Origin of the sequence: Roseomonas sp. GC11 (genome assembly GCF_024437745.1) — a bacterium.
In the GTDB taxonomy this organism is placed as follows: Bacteria; Pseudomonadota; Alphaproteobacteria; order Acetobacterales; family Acetobacteraceae; genus Pseudoroseomonas.
Map to the genome: position 1 here is coordinate 104,423 of NZ_JANFNY010000003.1, position 21,528 is coordinate 125,950.

Annotated in this window: 17 protein-coding genes; 12 read left to right on the plus strand and 5 right to left on the minus strand. The window is 70.7% G+C overall.

Going from position 1 to position 21,528, the window contains the following annotated elements; translation table 11 throughout:
- Nucleotides 1-269: 269 nt before the first annotated feature.
- From NON00_RS01915 to NON00_RS24700, 3 genes are all read left to right on the plus strand, one after another.
- Nucleotides 270-1,094: an alpha/beta hydrolase gene (locus NON00_RS01915; RefSeq protein ID WP_256017105.1), complete on the plus strand. Its 825-nt coding sequence runs from the start codon at nt 270-272 to the stop codon at nt 1,092-1,094.
- A complete protein-coding gene (locus tag NON00_RS01920; RefSeq protein ID WP_256017108.1) occupies nt 1,091-2,194 on the plus strand; it encodes an ABC transporter substrate-binding protein in 1,104 nt (367 codons plus the stop codon). Before NON00_RS01915 ends, NON00_RS01920 begins: the two co-directional genes overlap by 4 nt.
- 231 nt (nt 2,195-2,425) lie before the next feature.
- Entirely contained in the window at nt 2,426-5,815 is a 3,390-nt protein-coding gene (locus NON00_RS24700) for an autotransporter domain-containing protein (RefSeq protein ID WP_305123156.1), read from the plus strand.
- 198 nt (nt 5,816-6,013) lie between these two features.
- Here NON00_RS24700 and NON00_RS01940 read toward each other — a convergent pair whose 3' ends face one another.
- Nucleotides 6,014-6,559 (minus strand): hypothetical protein, encoded by a 546-nt coding sequence (locus tag NON00_RS01940; protein WP_256017111.1) that lies wholly within the window; start codon nt 6,557-6,559, stop codon nt 6,014-6,016.
- A 120-nt stretch (nt 6,560-6,679) separates the two neighbouring features.
- On the opposite strand from NON00_RS01940, the gene NON00_RS01945 reads away from it, so the two are divergent.
- Nucleotides 6,680-7,582, plus strand: a complete 903-nt coding sequence (locus NON00_RS01945) for a LysR family transcriptional regulator (RefSeq protein ID WP_256017114.1) — start codon at nt 6,680-6,682, stop codon at nt 7,580-7,582.
- A 27-nt stretch (nt 7,583-7,609) separates the two neighbouring features.
- Here NON00_RS01945 and NON00_RS01950 read toward each other — a convergent pair whose 3' ends face one another.
- Complete coding sequence (locus tag NON00_RS01950; RefSeq protein ID WP_256017117.1) at nt 7,610-8,395, minus strand: ATP-binding cassette domain-containing protein; 786 nt, start codon at nt 8,393-8,395, stop codon at nt 7,610-7,612.
- A 589-nt stretch (nt 8,396-8,984) separates the two neighbouring features.
- On the opposite strand from NON00_RS01950, the gene NON00_RS01955 reads away from it, so the two are divergent.
- Nucleotides 8,985-9,998 carry a replication protein RepA gene (locus NON00_RS01955; RefSeq protein WP_256017120.1) on the plus strand — a complete coding sequence of 338 codons (1,014 nt, stop codon included), beginning with the start codon at nt 8,985-8,987 and terminating at the stop codon, nt 9,996-9,998.
- 219 nt (nt 9,999-10,217) lie between these two features.
- Here NON00_RS01955 and NON00_RS01960 read toward each other — a convergent pair whose 3' ends face one another.
- The 3 genes from NON00_RS01960 to NON00_RS01970 form a co-directional block, all read right to left on the minus strand.
- Entirely contained in the window at nt 10,218-10,910 is a 693-nt protein-coding gene (locus NON00_RS01960; RefSeq protein ID WP_256017123.1) for a hypothetical protein, read from the minus strand.
- On the minus strand, nt 10,907-11,596 hold the full coding sequence (locus tag NON00_RS01965; RefSeq protein ID WP_370688653.1) for an AAA family ATPase: 690 nt from the start codon (nt 11,594-11,596) through the stop codon (nt 10,907-10,909). Before NON00_RS01965 ends, NON00_RS01960 begins: the two co-directional genes overlap by 4 nt.
- A gap of 95 nt (nt 11,597-11,691) precedes the next feature.
- Entirely contained in the window at nt 11,692-13,416 is a 1,725-nt protein-coding gene (locus tag NON00_RS01970) for a gamma-glutamyltransferase family protein (RefSeq protein WP_256017129.1), read from the minus strand.
- Between the two features lie 132 nt (nt 13,417-13,548).
- Here NON00_RS01970 and NON00_RS01975 point away from each other — a divergent pair, with 132 nt between their 5' ends.
- The 7 genes from NON00_RS01975 (at nt 13,549) to NON00_RS02005 (ending at nt 21,454) form a co-directional block, all read left to right on the plus strand.
- Nucleotides 13,549-15,447, plus strand: coding sequence for an adenine deaminase (locus NON00_RS01975; RefSeq protein ID WP_256017132.1), 1,899 nt, complete (start codon nt 13,549-13,551; stop codon nt 15,445-15,447).
- Between the two features lie 58 nt (nt 15,448-15,505).
- The gene (locus NON00_RS01980) at nt 15,506-16,519 is read left to right on the plus strand and encodes an ABC transporter substrate-binding protein (protein ID WP_256017134.1); all 1,014 of its coding nucleotides are present in this window, start codon (nt 15,506-15,508) and stop codon (nt 16,517-16,519) included.
- 116 nt (nt 16,520-16,635) lie between these two features.
- Nucleotides 16,636-18,036 (plus strand): amidohydrolase family protein, encoded by a 1,401-nt coding sequence (locus NON00_RS01985; protein WP_256017137.1) that lies wholly within the window; start codon nt 16,636-16,638, stop codon nt 18,034-18,036.
- Nucleotides 18,033-18,809 (plus strand): ABC transporter ATP-binding protein, encoded by a 777-nt coding sequence (locus tag NON00_RS01990; protein WP_256017139.1) that lies wholly within the window; start codon nt 18,033-18,035, stop codon nt 18,807-18,809. The genes NON00_RS01985 and NON00_RS01990 overlap by 4 nt, the downstream gene beginning before the upstream one ends.
- A complete protein-coding gene (locus NON00_RS01995; RefSeq protein WP_256017142.1) occupies nt 18,806-19,567 on the plus strand; it encodes an ABC transporter permease in 762 nt (253 codons plus the stop codon). Before NON00_RS01990 ends, NON00_RS01995 begins: the two co-directional genes overlap by 4 nt.
- Nucleotides 19,564-20,319 carry an ABC transporter permease subunit gene (locus NON00_RS02000; RefSeq protein WP_256017144.1) on the plus strand — a complete coding sequence of 252 codons (756 nt, stop codon included), beginning with the start codon at nt 19,564-19,566 and terminating at the stop codon, nt 20,317-20,319. Before NON00_RS01995 ends, NON00_RS02000 begins: the two co-directional genes overlap by 4 nt.
- A gap of 400 nt (nt 20,320-20,719) precedes the next feature.
- Entirely contained in the window at nt 20,720-21,454 is a 735-nt protein-coding gene (locus tag NON00_RS02005; protein ID WP_256017147.1) for an aspartyl/asparaginyl beta-hydroxylase domain-containing protein, read from the plus strand.
- The last annotated feature ends 74 nt before the right edge of the window (nt 21,455-21,528 follow it).

Here is a 21,528-nt window from a genome sequence, read left to right on the forward strand (position 1 = left end):
GGAAAGGGCGCCATGGGAAGCATATGTCGGCATGGACTGGCCTTGTGGGTAAGATTTTGCAATTGCCTCGCATTATCAAAAATGCGCAGGTGGAGCAATTGCCGGTGGATGACACGGCGGACACCCGGTGGAGGAACACCCGCTACTCTTGTAAAGCGCCGCAGGCTCTGCGACAAGAAAATGCGAACAGTTCGCATTATCAGGACAGGACGACCCGCCACCATGCGGTTGAGCGAGACGCGCGGCCCCACCGGCCATGCCGGGGGCGCATGATGGACACCCCGCCCGTCGCGCTGCCACGCAGCCTGAGCTGGGACATGACGGCCGGCGGCGATCCCGCCCGGCGCTACCGCCTGGCCCTGGCCTGGCCGGAGGAGCCGCCGCCGCCCGAGGGCTACCCCGTCCTGCTGGTGCTGGATGCCAATCCCTGCTTCGCCACGGCGGTCGAGGCCTACCGCGCCCTGCGCTGGCGCAGCACGGCACCGCCGCCGCCACCGGCGCTGATCCTCGGCCTCGGCCATGGCGGCGGCGAAGGCTATGACCCGCCGGCGCGCCAGCGCGACTATACCCCTCCCCTGCCCGGCCAGCCCCTGGCCGGAGACGGCGCGGAGGCTTTCCTCGACTTCATCGCCAGCGAGGTGCTGCCGGCCCTGGCCACCCGCCACCCGGTGGACCGCACCCGGCTGGCGCTGTTCGGCCATTCCCTGGGCGGGCTCTTCGCCACCTATGCGCTGCTGGCGCGGCCCGGGCTGTTCCACGCCATCATCGCCGCCAGCCCCTCGCTGTGGTGGGAGGATGGCCTGGCGATGGAGGCGGCGCGCCGCTTCGCCGCCGCCCCCCCTGCCGCCGCCGCGGGCACGCGCCTGCTGGTCACCGTGGGCGGGCTGGAGGAAAGCAACAACGGCCCGCGCGGCCCGCTGCGGGTCTCGCGCCGCATGATCGCCCGGGCGCGCGCCCTGGCGGCGCTGCTGCGCGAGGCCGGGCTGGACACGGATTTCCTGGAATTCCCCGGCGAGGATCATGGCTCGGCCAAGCTGCACGCCCTGCTCCGCGCCACCCGCTTCGCCCTCTGCCCGGCCGGAGAGACGCTATGAACCGCCGCCACCTTCTCGGGGCTGCCCTGCCGCTGCTGGCCACCCCGGCCCTGCCCCGCCTGGCGCGGGCGCAGGCGCCGCTCCGCCTCACCGACCTGCGCGGGCGCGAGATCACCCTGCCCCGCCCGGCGCGGCGCGTGGTGCTGACCCAGGCGCGGCATGTGCTGGCCATGGGGCTGCTGCACCCGGATCCGGTCTCCCTCGTCGCCGGCTGGGCGGATGATCTGCGGCAGATGAACGCGCCGGAATACGCCGCCCTGCGCGCGCGCTTCCCCAAGGCGGATGCCGTGCCCATCGTCTCGCGCAGCAGCCAGGGCGGCGGCCTGTCGGTGGAGGCCGTGCTGGCGGCCCAGCCGGATGCCATCATCGCCAGTGGCGCCGCGCTGCGGGGGGAGTTGCAGGAGAATCTCGACCGCCTCGCCGCCGCCGGCATTCCTGTCGTGGTCATCGATTTCTTCAGCAACCCCATCCGCGACACGCGGCGCAGCATCGCCATCCTCGGCGCGCTGCTGGGGCTGGAGGAGCGCGCCGCCGCCTTCGACCGCTTCTATGCCGGGCGGATGGAGCGCATCGCCGCGCGGCTGGAGGGGCTGGGGGCGGCGCGGCCGCGCGTGGTGGTGCATGCCCATGCCGGCGGCACGCCCTGCTGTGCCTCACCGGGCAAGGGCGCCTTCGATGCCATGATCCGCTTCGCCGGCGGCCACAATATCGGGGCGGACCTGCTGCCGGGCAATGTCGGGCAGCTCTCGCTGGAATACATCCTGGACCAGGACCCGGCGATCTATGTGGCCACGGGCGGGCCTTATGGCGGGCGCGGCGGCATTTCGCTCGGCACGGGGGTGGAGCCGGCCCAGGCCCGGCGCGAGATGGCGGCCATGCTCCAGCGCGAGCGGCTGGACATCCTGCCCGCCGTGAAGGCCGGGCGGGCGCATGCCATCTGGCATCCCTTCAACGACACGCCGGCGCATATCGTCATGCTGGAGGCGCTGGCGCGCTGGTTCCACCCGGAGCGCTGCGCCGATCTCGACCCGGCGGCGACCACGGCGGAGCTGAACAGCCGCTTCCTGGCCGTGCCGATGGAAGGCACCTACTGGGCCTGACATCCGGCGGCTGAGAGCTGGGCGGGGGCGCCGGGGACCGCCCCCGGCCTTGCCCTTCCCGCCCCCTTCCCCACCCGCCCTGTGCCCTGGGGTTCCGGTGCGCCCGCGCCTGCTTCAGGCTTCCTTGATGAAATTCACAACATAAAGCGTCCATCTTTTCGCCTTGCCCCGGCGCGCCAGCCATGACAACGATACGATCGTGTTACAATAAGCAAAAAAGCTGGACTCGCCATGCAAAACAAAACGGCGCCCATCCCTCGTCGAGGGTGGGAAGCGTCTCACACGGCCAGGGGGAGGCGGCCTCTGCGCGGCTCGGCCAGCGCCCTGGCCCTGCTCAGCGGGCTGGCCCTCGCCCTGCCGGCGGCGGCGGGCAGCGTCACCTGGAGCGGCGGCTCGGGCGGCGACTGGTCGAGTGACGCGAACTGGGCCGGGGATGCGCATGCGCCGACCGCCGCCGACAGCGTGCTGATCGATTCCGCCGGGCCGGTGGTCTCCACCGGCACCAGTGCCACGGCCAGCGATCTGCAGCTCGGCATCAGCAGCAGCGGCACGCTCACCCTCCAGGGCAGCCTCACCACCGGCGCGGCCACGCTGGGCGTCAATGCCGGGGGCAGCGGCACGCTCACCCTCGAGGGCGGCAGCAGCTTCACCAGCAGCGGCACGCTCACGGTCGGCAGCGGCGGCACGGGCACGGTGAGCCTCCTCTCCGGCAGCAGCCTGAGCAGCGCGGCGACCGTGGTGGAATCTGGCAGCGGCGGCACCAGCGCCATCACCCTCGATGGCGGCAGCTGGGTCAATGCCGGCCATGCCCAGATCGGCCGCAACACCAATTCCACCGGCACGCTGACCATCACCAATGGCGGCGTCTTCGAGACACAGGGCGGCGGCTTCTATACCGGCGATGGCGCCACCATCAGCGTCTCCGGCCAGGGCTCGGCCCTGCGCATCGGCACGCTGCACGCGGAGCCGCCGGCGGACTGGAACGCGGGCGATGGCTGGTTCAGCCAGGGCGGCGGCACCACCACCATCAGCGGCGGCGCCACCCTCGCCGCCGATGCCAGCTATATCGACTCCACCACCGGCCTCGCCACCATCACGGTGACCGGCAGCGGCACGCGCTGGGAGAACGGCCTCAGCCTCTATATCGGCGGCAATGGCAATGGCTCGCCCGGGCGTGGCCTGGCCATCGTCTCGGGTGGTGCCAGCGTCACCTCCAACACCAGCGCGCTCGGCGTCGATAGCGGGTCGGAGGGCACGCTCATCCTCTCCGGCGCCGGCACCACCTACAGCGTGCTGGCGCGCGATCCCTACCGCGGCAATCTGCGCGTGGGCTTCAGCGGCACCGGCACGCTGGTGGTGCGCGAGGGCGCGCTGCTCTCCACCGACAATTTCATCGAGATCGCCACCTATGGCGGCAGCAGCGGCACCCTCGCCATCGGCGCGCTGCAGGGCGAGGCGGCGGCGGCGCCGGGCTTCGTCCAGGCGGCGGGCCATATCCGCTTCGGCGAGGGCGACGGGCAGATCGTCCTCAACCACACCGGCACCGACTATACGCTGGCCGGCAACATCACCGGCGCCGGGCGGCTGCTGGTGCTCAGCGGCACGACGCGGCTCAGCGGCACCAACACCTATAGCGGCGGCACCACCATTTCCGGCGGCACGCTGGTGGGCAGCGTCGCCAGCCTCGGCAGTGGCGCCATCGTCAACAATGGCGCGCTGGTCTTCGAGCAGGCGGACACCGCCACCTATGCCCAGGCCATCACCGGCAGCGGCAGCCTGACCAAGACCGGCGCCGGCACGCTGATCCTGACCGGCGCCAGCACCTATACCGGCGGCACCACCATCAGCGCCGGCACGCTGCAGATCGGCGATGGCGGCACCAGCGGCAGCCTCGTCGGCACCATCGTCAACAACAGCGCGCTCGTCTTCAACCGCTCGGACAGCTACACCTTCCCCGGCACCATCACCGGCAGCGGCACGGTGCGCTTCACCGGCGGCGGCACCGTGCTGTTCGAGAGCGCCGATGCCTATACCGGCGCCGTCACCGTCAGCGACACGAGCTTCATGCTGTCGAGCGGCTCCAGCTCCGCCTCCAGCTACACCATCGGCAGCGGCGGCACGCTGAGCGGCAGCGGCACCATCGGCGGGCTGGTGGTGGAGAATGGCGGCCTCGCCGCCCCCGGCTATTCGCCGGGCACGCTGAACGTCAGCGGCCATGTCACCTTCAATGCCGGTTCCACCTATCAGGTGGAGGTGCTCACCGATGGCACGCATGACCAGATCCTGGCGAGCGGCACGGCCACGCTGCTCGGCGGCACGGTCGCGGTGGTGGCGGAGTCCGGCTATGCCATCCCCTATGCCAGCTATGTCATCCTGCGCGCCGATGGCGGCGTGAGCGGGACTTTCGGCACGGTCACCAGCAACCTCGCCTTCCTGACACCGCTGCTGAGCTATGACGCCACCAGCGTCAGCCTCGTGCTGGCGCGCAATGATGTCAGCTTCACCAGCCTGGCGCGCACCGCCAACCAGCGCGCGACGGCCACCGCGGTGCAGGCGCTCGGCCTTGGCAACACGGTCCATGACCGGGTGCTGGCGCAAACCACCTCCGGGGCGGCGACGAGCTTCGATGCGCTCTCGGGCGAGATCCATGCCAGCCTGCCGGGGCTGTTCTCGCGCCAGTCGCGTTTCCTGCGCGATGCGGTGGGCGCGCGGCTGCGCCAGGGGGGCACACCCGGCGAGGGCGATGACAATGGCGGCGGCGATGCCGGCCCCGCCACGCGGCACAGCCGCCTGGGCGGGCTCACCGCCTGGGGGCAGGGCTTCGGCAACTGGTCGCGGGCGGGGAGTGACGGCAATGCCGCCGCGCTCTCGGCCACGCTGGGCGGGATGGTGCTCGGCCTGGATGCGCCGCTGGGCGCGCACTGGCGGGCGGGCCTCGTCACCGGGGGCAGCCGCACCAGCTTCCGCGCCGGGGCGCGCGGCGCCTCGGGCGACAGCGACAACCTGGATCTCGGCCTCTATCTCGGCGGGCAATATGGCGCGCTGGGGCTGCTGGCGGGCGGGGCCTACACCTGGCACGACATCGGCACGAAGCGGCGCATCGCCTTCCCCGGCTATGCCAGCACCGCCCGCGCCGATTACGACGCCGGCACGGCGCAGCTTTTCGGCGAGGTGCATTACCGCCTCCCGCTGGGGGGCCTCCAGGTGCAGCCCTTCGCCGGGCTGGCGCATGTGCGGGTGGATGGCGGCGCCTTCGGCGAGCGCGATTCCACCGCCGCCCTGCGCGGCTCCGCCGGCACGGTGGAGACCACCTACACCACGCTCGGCCTGCGGGCGGAGGGCGGTGTCACCCTGGGCGGCCTCGCGCTGCGGCCACAGGCGAGCCTGGGCTGGCAGCATGCCTTTGGCGACACCGCCGGCAGCGCGGCCCTGGCCTTCCAGGGCGGCGGGCCGGAATTCCGCGTGGGGGGCCTGCCCCTCGCGCGGGATAGCGCCATCCTCGGCGCCGGGCTGAGCCACAGCCTGTCGCCGCAACTCTCCCTGAGCATCAGCTACCAGGGGCAGTTCGGCGGGGAGGTGCGGAGCAACGGCGTGAAGGGCAACCTGACCTACAGCTTCTGAGCAGCCACTTTCTCCCCGGGCAAGCTTTTGCAAGGCGGGGGCAGGGGAACCTGTGCCCTGCCCAAGGGAGAGAATGGAGGGTGTTTGAGGGGGCGCAGCCCCCTCAGGCCGGCGCGACGCCTTCCGGCCGGCGAGCGCAGGTCCTGGCATCGCGCCTGGAGAAACAATTTCCTGAAAAGCCGTCCTACCTCCCGCGCCTCACGGCACCGCGTCGCGCAGCAGGGCGAGGGAGAGGCGCAGACCGCGCAGCAGGGTTGCCTCCGGGCCTGCGGCCTCGGCCGGCATCAGCAGGATGGGGGCGCTTTCTCCCATCTCCGCCATCACCCCCGGCAGGCTGAGGGCGGTGGCCAGCCCACGCAGCCGGCGGACGGCCGGCTCCTCCTCCCGCCGCCGGCCGCTGAAGGCGAGGAGGATGGCCTCCGGCGGACCGAGGTCACGGCCAAAGCCGCGGGCGGCGAGGCCATCGCCCCGCCGCTCCACCACCCAGCCGGCGAGAGCGCCCGCGCCCTCCACCGGGCCGGCCTCGATCCAGCACAGCGGCGGCAGGGCCTCGGGCACGGCGGGTGAATGCGCGACCTCGGACAGGGCCAGCCCCTCGGCCAGGGCGATGATGCCGGGGCCGATCGCCACGGCCGGCGCGCCCTCGGCACGCAGGTGGCGCGCCAGGCGGCGGCCCTCCGGCGGCGCCTCCGGGCCGGACAGGGCCGCCAGCAGGCTGCCCTCGGGAAAGATCATGCGCGACATGGCGGGCCTTTTTTCCGGTGCAGGCGGCGTGATGCCCGAAGCCGCCGCCCGGCGCCACGGCGGCTTGGTTTGTGCGCCGCGTCATGGCTTCATAGGCGCGATCACCGCGCAGGGATGGCCGTGGCCGATTTCAACTGGGATGATCTCCGTGTCCTGCTGGCGCTGGACCGCTGCGGCACGCTGCTGAGCGCGGCGCGGCAGCTCGGCGTCAGCCACAGCACCGTGGCGCGGCGCCTCGCGGCGGCGGAGGGCGCCTTGCAGGTGCGCCTCTTCCACCGCCGCGGCCAGAGCCTGGTGCGCAGCGAGGCGGCGGAGGAAGTGCTGACCCATGCCCAGCGCATCGAGGAGGAAATCGCCAGCTTCTCGCGCAGCGCCGGCGGCGCCGATGCGCGGCTGGAAGGCGAGGTGCGCGTCACCGCGCCGCTCGCGCTGCTCACGCATTTCCTGGCGCCCCACCTCCCCGCCTTCCGCGAGACCTGCCCCGGCATCACGGTGACGATGTTCGGCGATCTCTCCCTGGACTCGCTGCTGCAGGGGGAGATCGATCTCGGCCTGCGCATCAGCCGCCCCGTCTCGGACCGGCTGGATATCCGCCGCATCAATGAATGCCGCTTCGCCCTCTATGGCACCCCGGCGCTGGCGGCGCGCATCCGGCAGGCGGGCGGGCTGGGCGGCGTGCCCTATCTGCAGACCACGGGCCAGGAAATGCCGATGCCCGAGGCGCTGTGGATGAGCGTGCTGTTCGGCGAGCAGCCACCGGCGATGAAGGCGGGCACCATGCCGCTGCTGCTGGCCGCCGCCCTGGCGGGGGTGGGGGTGACGGCCCTGCCCTGCTTCCTGGGCGACCCGCAGGCGGGCCTGGTGCGCATCCCCGTCCAGCCCGAGGGCCCGCGCGAGAAGGTGTTTGTCGTCACCAAGCGGGAACAGCGCGGGGTGGCGCGGGTGCGGGCGCTGGTGAACTTCATCGACCGCGCGGCGCGGGCCGAGCGCGCCCGCTTCGCCGGGGAGGCCGAGGCCGCCTGAGCCCGCAGGCCGCCCCTCTGGCCACCCTCAGGCCGGGAAGGCCAGCGGCACCGCCCCGGCGGGATGGGGCAGCATGACGAAGGGCAGGCCGTAGATGTCCCGCAGCGTCTCCGCCCGCATCATCGCCGCCGCCTCCCCCTGCGCGACCAGCCGGCCGGAATGCAGGGCGATGATCTCATCGCAATAGCGCGCGGCCATGTTGACGTCGTGCAGCACCAGGATGGTGCCGATGCGCCGCTCCCGGCCCAGCCGCCGCACCAGCTCCAGCACCTCCACCTGATGCGCGACATCGAGGGCGGAAATCGGCTCGTCCAGCAGCAGGCAGCGGGCTTCCTGCGCGACCAGCATGGCGAGCCAGGCGCGCTGCCGCTCGCCGCCGGAGAGGGTCTCCACCTGCCGCTCCGCCAGCGCCGCCACTTCGGTGGCGCGCAGGGCGGCTTCCACCTTTTCCGCATCCGCCGCGCCGAAGCGGCCCAGCGCGCCGTGCCAGGGGTAGCGGCCGAGCGCCACCAGCTCGCGCACCAGCATGCCCGGCGCGGGGGCCGGATGCTGCGGCAGATAGGCGACCTGCCGCGCCAGATCGCGCCCGCCCCAGGCCGCGAGGGGCCGGCCGGCGAAGCGGATCTGCCCCTGGCTCGGCGCCATCTGCCGCGCCAGCAGCTTCAGCAGGGTGGACTTGCCGGAGCCGTTATGCCCGATCAGCCCGATGATGCGCCCGGGGGCGAGGCGCAGGCTGAGCGGGTGCAGCAGCCAGCGCGGCCCGGCACGGAAGCCGGCCTCCTCCAGCTGGAACAGAGGGTCATCCTCGGGCATGGGCGCGGCTCCGGGCGGAAGGGGCGGGTGCGGGGCACCCGCCAGGGAAGTAGCCGCCCGGCCCGCTGAAGGCCAGATGCGGGCGGCGGCCCCCTCCCCCGGCAGGATGTGATTGTTGCCGACCAGCGGGCGGGTGGGGCCGGGCGGATGTGATCCTTGCCGACCAGACCGGCCTGCCGGAGGGGCGGTGGATGTGATCCTTGCCGGCCAGAATCGGCGGGACTCGGGCGGTTTTGCGCGACTCCTCACCGGGCTTGCGCGGGGTGGGAGGCTGCGCGCAGGGCGATGTGACGATTGCCGACCGCCGCCTTGGCGCGGCCCGGGATGTGATTATTGCCGGCCGCCTTCCGAACGCCCGCGGAAGGAATTTTAGCCAGTATGCTTAATTTCCAAGGAGATGAGAGGGTTATCCCAGTGTCTTCTGCCGACCACTTCAATAGTTCTAAGAATCCAATCTTCTTATTGGATGTGCCGGCAAGAGACACATCCTGTGGAAAGGCCAGGGTCGGCAAAAGACACATCGACGACCCTGCCATGCTGTGCCATCGAAAGGGCCGCCGAGACATCGGTTATTGAGGTTTGAACGTTCATGAGCGCAGTGGACCAGGCAGACCTCTTCGGCTCCATTCACGAGCTGGTCGAGGCCAAAGGGGCTCAGGAAGCGGTCACATCGGCCGGCGGCATCGCCGCGCGGCTGGAGGATACCGACCCAGGCCGAGCCTCGCTGATCAGGACCGTCGCCGGGCGCAATGGCCGCCGCATCGCCGATACCGCCGCCGCCAGCATCATCCGCGATGTCGAGCAGGATTTCGAGATCGGCTATACTTATTCCGCCTGGTGCCTGGCCGGCCTGCCGCACCGTGAGCATCCACCCGGCGAGGACTGGCTGATCGGCACGGACTACGCCCAGCTTCTGGTCCGCCCCGGCGTGCGGGTGATGGACAATGGCACGCGTGAACATCTCTCCGTCCCCGTCGGCACGCTGGCACGGCTGATCCTGATCGATTGGCAGACGGAAGCCTTTGAAAAAGGCTCGCGCGAAATCGTCATGGGCCGCAATCCGAATGTGCTGCTGAAGCGGCTCGGCCTGTCGCGCGGCGGGCCTGTCAGCCGCAAGATCGCCGACCAGCTGGAGCGCCTCGCCCGCTGCGCCATCGACTTCAAGTTCGGTTCGGACCGCGAGGCGGTGATCGTCAATGAAAGGCTGGTGGAAGCCTTCCAATACGTGACGGAAGACGACCCGCGCACCAAGCGCCCCGTGCGCATGATCGAACGCGTGGTCCTCTCCGAGGCCTTTTATCGCGAATTGCGCCGCCACCCGATTCCCATTGATCGCTCGGCCATCAAGGACATCCAGTCCTCGCCACGCGCCATCGACATCTATCTGTGGCTGGCCTTCCGCCTGCATGCGCTCAAGAACGAAACCGTGGTGAGCTGGCCTGCCCTGTGGCGACAATTCGGCCGCGAGAAGCACCTGAAAACCTTCAAGGACGAGTTCAAGGAGCCGCTGGCCCTGGCCCTGGCCGCCTATCGCGCCGCAAAGGTGCAGGTGGTGGAAAAGGGGCTTTCGCTCAGCCCCTCCCCTCCCCCCGTCAAGTTCTGACGGTATTCCCGCCCGCGGCGAGATGTGATCTTCGCCGACCACGGCCCGCGTTTCTGAGCGACCGCGAGGAGAGGGGCTTCGCCCCTCTCAACCCTGCACGGCAATGCCTTGCCGCGACCAAAGACCTGAGCCCTTTGAAAACCCATCGGACGGCGAGTGCCGGGGAGCATCTCCCCTGCCCAAGGGAAAAAAGGGGGGAGTTTGAGGGGCTTCGCCCCCTCAAGCCGGGTCGCCGCCTTCCAGCACGCGGTTGATTTCCCGCAGCCGGGTGCGGATACGGCGCAGTTCCTCCAGCCCCCGCAGCCGGGCTTCCTGCAGGCGCCGCCGTTCTGCCAGCAGCGCCCCCAGATCCACCGTGGAGGGTGCCGCGCGCGAGAGTTCCTTACGCAGGGCCATGAGCTGGGCGCGCGTCGTGCTCTGGCTGATCAAGCCGCGCTGCCGGGCAATGGCGATCTGCTCCGGCGGCATCAGCGCCAGCTGATAGGCGGCGCTGTAGGAGCCAGGGCATTGTTCCAGCGCGACCCGCCCGCTGTCGATCATCTCGGCCACCCTGCGGAACTGGCTGGCCACCGGGGCGCTGAAAGGAAAAATGCGGCCGAAGCCGGTCTGTAGCGCCTCGCGCTCCTCCCGGGTCAGAAGGGTGCGGTCCAGGGCATTGAGGGCACGGCCGATTTCCAGGAAGGCCTGGCGTGCGCTGCCCCAGGCGGAGACGACCTCACGCCGGGCATCGAGCAGGGCGCGCACATGCTCCGGCCGGCTGGTGAAATCCGTACCGGCGAAGACATCCTGGATGGTGTCCAGCAACTCGCCGGGAATCTGGGTCAACTGGTCGATCTGCTGGGGCCGCAGGTCGGCAACAGTCACATCCTCGGCCGGCAGGTTGCGGACCCGCTTGAGCGAAATGCCTTTCACAGCTGCACCTCCCGCGCGACATAGCTCCACATGCCTTCGAAGACCTCGGCGCTCTGCGAACGGCTGAGGTCCATCACGCCGAGCCCCTTGCCGGAAGCCTCGGCGATTTCCTCCAGGGCTGGGATTTCCACCGGGCAGACATGGCCCAGGGAGAGCAGCCGCGTGCGGATCACGCCGAAGGAACGCGTGCGGCGATTGGCCTTGTTGAGCACGAAGGCCGCCCGCACCCCTGCACTGCTCAGCCGCGTCATCCAGGGCGTGGCGGAATCGAGATCATCTTGAGAAGGCTGGCAGGGCACCAGGAGAAAATCCGCCTCGGCACTCAGGCTGAGGATGGCGCTGATATTCACCTCGACGCTGGGCGGCGTATCAAAGAAGACGACATCGGCGCCACTGCTCCGGGCTTTTTCCAGGGCGGCGCGCCAATCGGCCAGTTCCGCCTGCTGCACGGGAACGGGCAGGCAATCCGGGATGGCGGCGCGCAGGGTCTCGCGCCGCCTTGCCCAGGTGGCCAGGGTGCCCTGCGCATCGAAGTCGACGCCGAGCACACGCTTGCCGGAATGCGCGGCACAGACCAGCAGATTGCGGCACAAGGTGGATTTCCCGACCCCACCCTTGGGGCTGGAAACCATGATGATCCTGGGTTTTGTCATGGAACTTCTGATCCGGGTCACGGGCGGCAACATGCCCGAACCCGGTCCAGAAGACGAGAGGGGGTTTGACCGTGTAAAACCGCTTTTACCGTGTAAAAACCCACTGCGCCTTGGTCCGCGTTGCCCGGTCAATCGCCGGCGGCGCTGCCATCCCGATGCGGGTCCGCCCAACCTGCCATTGGCGCGGGCTGCACGGCAATGGCCTGCACTGCCGCATTCATCACCGCTATCTTTGGCGCATGCCCGAGCGCCAGCAGGCCCGGGGCCAGAGCCTCGGCGGCCGTGCCCTTTTCCAGTTCCTCTGCCCGGTTCTGCGCGCCCATGCGGGGTTGCTCGATGGCGGACCGCACATCCAGCCCCCATCCCAGAACCCCCAGCGCCGTCTGCGCCACGGAGTCAATGATCCGCGCGCCACCCCCGGCGCCCAGGATCAGGCGCAGCCTGCCATCCTCCGCGAAGGCCATGCTCGGCGCCATGGTCGTGATCGGCCGCTTGCCCGGGGCGGCCGCATTCGCCACCACCTGCCCTTGCACCACCGGGCGGGTCGCGAAATTCGTCACCCCATTGTTGAGCACGACGCCATCCACCACGATCTCGGCGCCGAAATTGAGGTTCAGTGTCGTGGTGAAGGAAACGGCATTGCCATCCGCATCCAGGATGGACAGGTGCGTCGTCGCCGGCAGCGCCAGGGGGTCCGAGGGTGCGGCCTCCGCCTTGCGCCCTGTGGGCTGGCCGGGGGACACCTGTGGCATGGCACGGGCGGGGTCCATCAGCGCCGCGCGCCGCCGCAGATAGCTGGCCTCCAACAGCCCGGCCTCCGGCACCGGCACCTGGTCCGGATCACCCAGGAAGCGCCGCCGGTCGGCCTCGGTCAGGCGCGAGGCTTCCAGGAAGAGATGCGCCGCCTCCAGGCTGCCCGGCGGATGGGCCTGGATGCCCGCCTGCTCCAGCAGGAACAACTGCTGGAGCACGGCGATGCCACCCGCCGCCGGGGGCGCGGCGCTGCACAGCGTCACCCGGAAGACCCCGAGGCAGACCGGGCGCCGCTGCACCGGGCGATACTCAGCCAGATCCCGCAGGCTCAGCGTGCCGGGGAGCGGATGCGCCGCCACAGCCGCCACCATGTGCTGCGCGATCGGGCCACGGTAGAAGACCTCCGCCCCATCCGTCGCGACCTGCGCCAGGGTGGCGGCCAGGGCCGGGTTGCTCACCCGGCTGCCCACCGGCAGAGGCTGGCCATCCGCGCCAAAATACAGGCCGAAGCCCGGCTTGCCCGCCAGCCCCGGCTGCGCCCGCAGCACGGCATGCAGGTAGCGCGGCAGGGCGAAGCCATCCCGCGCCAGGGCGATCGCCTCCTGGAACAGGCGGGGCCAGGGCAGGCGGCCATGCCGCGCATGCGCCAGCGCCAGGGTCCGCAGCGTCCCCGGCACACCCACCACCCGCCCGCTGCGCGCCAGCGCCTCCGCCGGGATGGGCTGGCCCTGCGCGTCATGCGCGTAATCCTGCGGCAGGCCCGCCGGGGCGCTGGCCAGGCCCTCGTAATAGGCGAGATCCCGCCGCGCCGCGTCCCATACCAGCAGCAGCGAGCCGCCCCCAAGGCCCGAGGCCTGCGGCTCCACCACCGCCAGCACCATCTGCCCGGCAATGGCGGCATCCACCGCGCTGCCCCCCTCGCGCAGCACGCGCAGCGCCACCTCCGTCGCCAGCGGGTTGGCGGTGGCCGCCATCTGCCGCTGCGCCGTCACCGGCTGGGCCTGCGCCAAATGGGCCTGGGCGCCGCCGGCCAGCGCCAGCACCAGCGCCACAGCCGCCCCCCGGCGCCGCAGGGGATGGGAGGAACGAAAGAACGGCATCGCGGCGATCCTCTGGCGGCCGATGGGAAGCGAAGCTCTACTCCTTTCCCGCGCGGCCCGGCAGCGGGGGGATTTGCCAGCCCGCCGCCGCGGACCCTATTCACCGCCAGCCCTGCCACACCGGAGCGCGCCATGCCGCAAGACCCCGCCGACGACCTGCTGATCGATGCCGAGGGCGAGGTCCGCATCCGCCGCCATCTGCTCCAGGTGGCGCTCGGCCGCGCCCCGGCGGATACGGTGCTGCGCGTCGGCCGGCTCTTCGAGGTGCACAGCCGCCAATGGCTGGAGGACCAGGAGATCGTCATCAGCGGGCGCCGCATCGCCTGGGTCGGCCCCGCCGGGCAGTATGGCGGCACGGCGCGGCAGCGCGTGGCATACCCGGACCTCGCCGCCGTGCCCGGCTTCGGCGAGGTGCACAAGCATATCGAAAGCTCCCACCTCACCCCGGAATGGGAAGCGGCGCTGGTCCTGCCGCGCGGCAATACCTGGACCTGCGAGGCGAGCCATGAATTCTCCAATGTCGATGGCCCGCGCAACCTGGAATTCTGGCTGGAGGCGCGGCGCCAGGGCTCGCCGCTGAAGATCTTCCCGCTGCCCGGCTCCGCCGTGCCCCCCACCGCCTATGAATGGGGCGGCGGCCATTATGGCGAGGCGGAGCAGCGCGGCTTCCTCGCCCGCAGCCTGATGGTGGCCGGGCTGGACGAGGTGATGGACTGGCCCGCTCTGCGCGATGCCGACAATCCGTCCCATGAACGGCTCTGGGGCATGATCCGCGCCACCTTCGCCGCGCGTGGCGTGGTGGAGGGGCATGGCGCGGGGCTGCGCGACCTCGCCAGCATCAACGCCTTCGCCGCCGCCGGCCTGGCCTCTGATCATGAGGGCTGGACGCCGGAGGAGGTTTGGGAAAAGCTCCAGCACGGCCTCTTCATCGAGCTGCGCCCGCATTCGATGGAGGAGGTGATCCCCTGGCTGCTGGCGCGCGGCCTCGCCGACTGGTCGCAGATCGCCTTCACCACCGATGACCGCAGCGCCTCCGACACGCTGCGCCTGGGGGCGACGGACCACAATGCGCGGCTGGCCATCCGCCTCGGCCTCGCGCCCGAGATCGCGCTGCAATGCATCACCCTGAACCCGGCGCGGCACATGCGGCTGACGCCCTGGGTCGGCAGCCTGGCGCCGGGGCGCTTCGCCGACGTCGTGCTGCTGCGCGATGTCGCGGCCCTCGACATCGCCGCCGTCTGGGCGGACGGGCGGAAGGTGGCGGAGGAGGGCCGCCACATCGCCCCCGTGCCGCGCATCGACTGGCCCGGCTGGGCCACGGATACGGTGAACATCCGGCGGGACCTGACGGCGGCGGATTTCGCCATCCCCGCCGCACCGGGCCGGGCCACCATGCGCGCCGCCCTGCTGCGCCCCTTCCACTGGCATGACGACCTGCTGGAGATGGACCTGCCGGTGCAAGGCGGGCTGGTGCAGCGCGACCCCGCCCGCAACGTGACGAAATTCGCCATCGTCGACCGCTTCTCGGGCGAGGGAAAGGTGGCGCGCATGTTCTGGCTCGGCTGCGGGCCCCGCACGCCGGGCACGGCACTCGCCTGTTCCGTCGCGCATGACAAGCACAATATCTGGGTGGTCGGCTCCTGCGATGCCGCCATGGCGCGGGCGGTGAACGCGCTGCGCGACCAGGGCGGCGGCTGGGCCCTGGTGCGGGAGGGGGAACTGGTGGCCACCGTCCGCTACGAGGTCGGCGGCCTGATGACCTGCCGCCCCGCCGGGGAACTGGATGATGAGATGCGCGCCCTCTACGCCGCCGGCGAGGCGGTGGAGTGGATGTATGAGCCGAGCTGGCACCCGCGCTGGTTCCCGGGCTTTCCGGAGCGGCTCTGCTTCGCCACCCTGACCTGCGCGCCCTGGCGCTGGGTGCTGGTGGCGCCCTGCCCCCAGGCGCCCGAGGGGCTGGTGAATGTGCAGACCGGTCTCACCCACCCGGTGGTCTGGGCGCCTGCGGAAGAGTCCGCTCCGGCCTCTTGATGCGGCGCAGCAGAAGCGGGATTGTGCCCCCTTTCCCCAGAAGCCCGACGGAGCCGCCGTGAACCGCCGCCATCTCCTGGGCCAGCTTGCGCTGGCCGCCGCCGTCTCGCCCTTTGCCCGCGCGGCCCTGGCCCAGCCGGCGCCCACCCGCGTGCGCATGCAACTCGGCTGGATCCCCAATGTCCAGTATGTCGGCGAGTGGCTGGCGATCGAGCGCGGCTTCTTCGCGAAGCAGAACCTGGCGGTGGAATGGTTCCCCGGCGGTCCCAACGCGCTGCCGGCGCCCGTGGTGCTGGCCGCCGGCAAGGCCGATCTCGGCTATGCCGGCTGGCTGCCCTTCCTCGATGCCGTGGCCAAGGGCAATGATCTGGTGATGATCGCCGCGGTCTTCCCGAAGAACCCGCTCGGCATCCTCTCCCTGCCGCGCAAGCCGATCCGCACGGCGGCCGATATCGTCGGCAGCAAGATCCTGGTGCAGGGGCCGAATGAGCGCACCGCCATCGAGGCCACCCTGTCGCTCGCCGGGCTGCCGGTGCGCTGGACGCCGGTGCCCGCCGGCTTCTCGCCCGAGCCGCTGCTGGCCGGCGATGGCGATGGCTACACCGCCTTCAGCGCCAACCAGACCATCGTGCTGGAGCGCATGGGCCTGAAATGGGGCAAGGATTTCCACTTCGCCAGCTTCGATGAACTGGGCTTCCGCAGCTATGGCGGCGTGATGATCACCACCCGCGCCTTCCTCGAGAAGAACCGCGCCGCCGTGGTCGGCTATGTCCGCGCCCAGATCCAGGCCTGGACGCTGAACGACCAGGACCCCCTGCCGGGCGCCAAGCTGGCCGTGGAGAAGTATGGCGTGGATCTCGGCCTCGATCTGCAGCAGCAGATCCGCCAGAACGAACTCCAGAAGGATCTGACCACCTACAGCGAGCCGGGCCACCCCCGCCTCTCGCTGGACCGTGCGCTGATCGAAGGCCCGATGTATGCCGCCGCCCGCGCCACGGGCCGCACCAACCTGCCCGATATCGCGAAGATCGCCGATTTCGACGTGGTGGCCGAGGCGCATCAGGGCATTTAAAAAAGGTTCTTTTTGTAAAAAGAACCAAAAACTTTCTTTCAGTTGGCGTTCCGCATCAGGCCAGAGGCGGGACGCCAGACTGAAAGAAAAATCTGAATGGATTCAGGAAGAAAATCATGACCACACCGCCGCCGGAGACGGCCGACATCCTGATCCGTGGCTGCGACGTGGTGACGCTGGACGATGCCGGCACCGTGCTGCGCGATGCCGCCATCGCCGTCTCGGGCGGGCGCATCGCCTGGATCGGCAGCGCCGCGGCCGAGGGCCTGCCGCGGGCGGAGACGGTGCTGGACGGGCGCGGGCGGCTGGCGATGCCGGGGCTGATCGACGCGCATGTGCACACGGCGCAACAGCTGCTGCGCGGCAAGCTGGCCGAGATCAGCCGCAGCCGCGCGCTGCGCATGCCGCCCTGGAAGAACTACTACATCCCCTTCGAGGGCCTGCTGGAGCCGGAGGACGTCCATCTCAGCGGGCTCGTCGCCTACACCAACATGCTGCTCTGCGGCACCACCTGCTTCGCCGATGCCGGTGGCCCGCACCCGGATGAGATGGCGCGCGCGGCGCTGGAGGTGGGCATCCGCGGCTTCGTCGCCCTCTCCACGGTGGACCGCAACACGGATTTCGCCGGGCCCGCCATGCCGCCCTCCATGCTGATGAGCACGGATGGGGCGCTGGAGCGCAATGTCGCCCTGGTGCGGCGCTGGCGGCGGGAAGGGCAGGGGCGGGTGCAGGGGACGCTGGCGCTGCGCCAGATCATCGTCTGCACGCCGGAACTGACGCGCCAGATCTCCGCCGCCGCGCATGAGCTGGACGCCAAGATCCACACCCACCTCGCCGAGGGCACCTATGAGGTGGATTACGCGCTGGAGCGCTTCAACTGCCGCCCGACCGAGTATCTGGAGCAGCTGGGCGTGCTGTCGCGCCACCTGCACGGCGCCCATTCGGTGATCCTGACGCCGGAGGAGGTGGACCTCTACCAGAAGCACCGCGTCTCGGCCTGCCACTGCGCGATGAACAACTACGGCATCGGCATGCCCCGGCTGCATGAGATGTGGCGGCGCGGCATCGATATCGGGCTGGGCACGGATGGCGCGGCCACGGCGGGCACGCTGGACATCTTCCAGGTGGCGCATGCCGCGCGCATCGGCCAGGCGGCGATGATCGGCCACCCCTACCACATCCGCACGCCGATGAGCGCCGAGGCGCTGTTGCAGGTGGCGACGCGCGGCGGTGCCCGCGCCCTCGGCCTCGGCGCCGAGATCGGCAGCCTGGAGGTCGGCAAGCGCGCCGATATCCTGCTGGCCGACACCACGGGGGCAGACCAGATGGGGGCGGAGGACCCGCTCTTCCTCGCCGCGCATTGCGTGGTGGGCCAGGATATCCGCAGCGTCATCGTCGATGGCCGGCTGGTGGTGAGGGAGCGCGAGGTGCTGACCATCGACATGGACGCGCTGCGCCACCGTCTGGCGAAGCGCCGGCCGGAGATCATGGCGCGCTTCGACGCGGTGGTGGCATGAGCGGCGCCGGTTCCGCGATCCGCCTGGAGGCGGTCGGCAAGCGCTTCCGCCTGGATGACGGGCGGGAACTGCGCGCGCTGCACGACATGTCGCTCGCCCTGGGGGAGGGCGAGTTCGTCGCCCTGCTGGGGCCGAGCGGCTGCGGCAAGAGCACCATCCTGCGCCTCGTCGCCGCGCTCGATACGCCGAGCGAGGGGCGGGTGACGGTGGAGGGCCGGGCGCCGGCGGAACTCTCGCGCCAGCACCGGCTGGGCGTCGCCTTCCAGGAGCACGCGCTGCTGCCCTGGCTGGATGTGGCGGCCAATATCGCGCTGCCCTACCGCGTCGCGGGCCGCCCGGTGGATGCGGCGCGGGTGGCGGAGCTGATCCGCCTCGTCGGCCTCGCCGGGTTCGAGAAGGCGCGGCCGCGCCAGCTTTCGGGCGGCATGCGCCAGCGCGTGGCCATCGCCCGCGCCCTGGTGCTGAAGCCCGATGTGCTGCTGCTGGACGAGCCTTTCGGCGCGCTGGACGCCGTCACCCGCCGCCAGATGAATATCGAGCTGCAACGCATCTGGACGGAGCAGCGCACCACCACCCTGCTGGTGACCCATGGCGTGGACGAGGCGCTGTTCCTGGCCGACCGCATCCTGGTGATGAGCGGCCGCCCGGGCCGGGTGGTGCGCGACCTCGCCGTGCCCTTCCCGCGCCCGCGCACGCCGGAGATGATGCGCGAGCCGCTCTTCCACCAGCTCTGCGACGAGCTGACCGAGGCGCTGGAGGCCCCCGCGACATGAGTCCGGCACAGGCGGAGCGGCTGCGCGGCCTGGCGCTGGGCGGGCTGGGCATCGCGCTGTTCCTCGGCACCTGGGAGGTGGTGGGGCGGGAGCGGTTGCTCGGCCTCTCCTGGCCGGCGCTGAGCGATGTCCTGGCGCTGCTGCTGAACCCGGCGCGCTGGCCGCTCTATCAGCGGGCGCTCTCCGCCTCGCTCGCCGCGCTCGGGCTGGGCTATGCGGCGGGGCTGGGGGCGGGGCTGGGCACGGCGCTGCTGGCGCATGCGGCGCGGCCGCTGCGGCCGGGGCTGGAGACGCTGGCCGCCGTCATCCACGCCATTCCCGCCATTGCCCTCGCGCCGGTGATGATCCTGCTGCTGGGGCGGGAGGTCACGCCGGCGGCGCTGGCGGGGCTGGCCACCTTCTTCATCATCTATGTCTCGGCCAGTTCCGGCCTGGGCGCCGCGGCGCCGGTGCTGCATGACCTGATCCGCGTGCTGGGCGGCGGGCGGGTGGCACGGCTGTGGCGGGTCGAGCTGCCGGCGGCGCTGCCAGTGCTGGGCAGCGGGTTGCGCATGGCCGCACCCGCCGCGTTGATCGGCGTGCTCATCGGCGAATGGTTCGGCGCGCCGCGCGGCCTGGGGGTGCTCATCATCAACGCCATGCAGAATTTCCAGATCCCGCTGCTGTGGAGCGCGGTGCTGCTCGCCGTGCTGGTGTCCCTGGTGCTCTACGGGCTGCTCGGCCTCGTGCAGCACGCCCTGGCGCGGCGCTTCCGGTGAGCGCGGCGCTGCGCCTCTGGGGCGCCTTCCGCCGGCTCTGGGGGGTCATCGCGCTGCTGCTGGGCTGGCAGGTGGCGGTGGAGTGGTCCGGGGTCAACAGCATCGTCATGCCGGGGCCGCTTGGCGCGCTGCGCGACATCGTGGCGGCGCCGGGCCTCTACCTCGCCGCCACGGGGCAGACGCTGTGGCTGGCCGCGGCGGGGCTGGTCCTCGGCATGGCGCTGGGCACGGGCATGGCCGTGCTCACCTGGCTCTCCCGCCTGCTGGGCGGGCTGCTGACGCCGCTCGGGCTGGTCTTCGCCTCGGTGCCCGTGGTGGCGCTGATCCCGGTGCTGGCGCGGCTCTTCGGCTATGACACGCGCACCGTGCTGGCGATCGTCTCCATCATCTCCTTCTTCCCCTCCTTCGTCTTCACCGGCTCCGGCCTGCGCGCCCTGCCGCCGGGGAGTGACGACCTGTTCCGCGTGCTCGGCGCCTCGCGCTGGGCGCGGCTGCGGCTGCTGGCCGGCCCGGCGGCGCTGCCGGACTGGACGGTGGCGCTGCGGCTGGCGGGGGCGAATGCCATCCTCGCCGCCATGCTGGCCGAGTTCCTGATGGGCAGCGGCGGGCTGGGCGAGATCTTCCATGCCGCGCGGGCCGATCTCGACATGAACCGCGCCCTGGGGGCGAGCGCCATCGCCACGGTGGTTTCGGTGCTCTGCTTCCTGGGTGCCTCGCGGCTGGAGCAGGCGGCGCGCCGCCGCTGGGGCTGAGCGGTGCCGCCCAAGCGGCGGCACCACCCCAACCAGGCCTTTTCCCGGACAAAGTCTTTTTGCTTCTTTTTCTTCAGAAAAAGAAGATTCCTCTCTTTTTGAAATTGTCACGGATTCGTTTTCACCGGAATGACAGATCATCACAACGCCGTGCCCATTCATCGGTGAAAGCGATAGTCGTTATCAAAAAAAACCAGGTTCAAAATTCCGCCTTCTCTGCGCATGAATCCCCGGCTGCGATAAGGCAGGAGTTTTAATACTGTAACGGGCACGCTTGCGGGCCCGAACGACCGCGCTTTTTCAAAATTCTCAAAATACCGGGCTGAAACGGTGCCGCGCGCGCGGCAGCGCGCGGTGTTCTGCGCCCTGCGCCAGCCCTCGCCCGGGGAGGAGATAGGCCATGGATATCGGAACCCCCCTGCGCGACCTCGGCCCCATCGATGTCGCCCCCCTGCTGGAAGCCATCAGCGGGCTGACGGAAGAGGACTGGACGGGCAACACCTTCCGCCGCGACGTGCTGGCCGCCGGGGTGCACTCGGCCACGGACAGCATCGTGATGAAGACGGAGTGGCACCCCTCGGCCAGCGCCACGGGGCTGCAGCATTTCGAGGATCTCGTCTATGTCTGGGCCCGGCAGCGCGGCCTGGACCCCGAGCCCTACATGCCCCTCGCGCGGGAGGATACCGACCTCTGGCCGGTCTTTACCCTGCCGGACTGGCAGCGCTTCCGCGGCCTGCTGGAGCCGGTGGTGCGCCAGGCCATCGCCCCGCTGCACCGGCCGCACGGGGTGGTGACGCGCCTCGCCCTGGTGCGGCTGCGCGGCGGCGCCACGGTCGCGCCGCATATCGACGGCCAGCCCATGGCCGCCCGCGCCCACCGCATCCATGTCTCGCTGAGCAGCACGCCGAGCGTCGAATACAAGATCGACGGGCGGAAGTTCACCATGCTCAAGGGCCACGCCTATGACTTCAACAACCGCGTGCGCCATTCCGTGAGGAATAAGGGGAAGGCGGACCGGATCAATCTCTTCGTGGATTATTATCCGGCGCCGGGGCTTTCCATCGGCAATCCGCTGGAGGTGGCGGCGCCTCTCTATGCCCGGGCGGCACCGCGGCAGAGCGGGGCCTGGGTGTAAGGCCTGTTAGAGCTTGAATGCTGTTCCCATGTTCTGGGCATGGTGGAGAGCAGCGACAATCAGGTTTTCACGGA

Bases quoted from the DNA above. Each gene is read 5' to 3' on its own strand.
- NON00_RS01915 (WP_256017105.1), top strand. From the start codon at position 270: ATGATGGACACCCCGCCCGTCGCGCTGCCACGCAGCCTGAGCTGGGAC.
- NON00_RS01920 (WP_256017108.1), top strand. From the start codon at position 1,091: ATGAACCGCCGCCACCTTCTCGGGGCTGCCCTGCCGCTGCTGGCCACC.
- NON00_RS24700 (WP_305123156.1), top strand. From the start codon at position 2,426: ATGCAAAACAAAACGGCGCCCATCCCTCGTCGAGGGTGGGAAGCGTCT.
- NON00_RS01940 (WP_256017111.1), bottom strand. From the start codon at position 6,559: ATGTCGCGCATGATCTTTCCCGAGGGCAGCCTGCTGGCGGCCCTGTCC.
- NON00_RS01950 (WP_256017117.1), bottom strand. From the start codon at position 8,395: ATGCCCGAGGATGACCCTCTGTTCCAGCTGGAGGAGGCCGGCTTCCGT.
- NON00_RS01955 (WP_256017120.1), top strand. From the start codon at position 8,985: ATGAGCGCAGTGGACCAGGCAGACCTCTTCGGCTCCATTCACGAGCTG.
- NON00_RS01965 (WP_370688653.1), bottom strand. From the start codon at position 11,596: ATGTTGCCGCCCGTGACCCGGATCAGAAGTTCCATGACAAAACCCAGG.
- NON00_RS01970 (WP_256017129.1), bottom strand. From the start codon at position 13,416: ATGCCGTTCTTTCGTTCCTCCCATCCCCTGCGGCGCCGGGGGGCGGCT.
- NON00_RS01975 (WP_256017132.1), top strand. From the start codon at position 13,549: ATGCCGCAAGACCCCGCCGACGACCTGCTGATCGATGCCGAGGGCGAG.
- NON00_RS01985 (WP_256017137.1), top strand. From the start codon at position 16,636: ATGACCACACCGCCGCCGGAGACGGCCGACATCCTGATCCGTGGCTGC.
- NON00_RS01990 (WP_256017139.1), top strand. From the start codon at position 18,033: ATGAGCGGCGCCGGTTCCGCGATCCGCCTGGAGGCGGTCGGCAAGCGC.
- NON00_RS01995 (WP_256017142.1), top strand. From the start codon at position 18,806: ATGAGTCCGGCACAGGCGGAGCGGCTGCGCGGCCTGGCGCTGGGCGGG.
- NON00_RS02005 (WP_256017147.1), top strand. From the start codon at position 20,720: ATGGATATCGGAACCCCCCTGCGCGACCTCGGCCCCATCGATGTCGCC.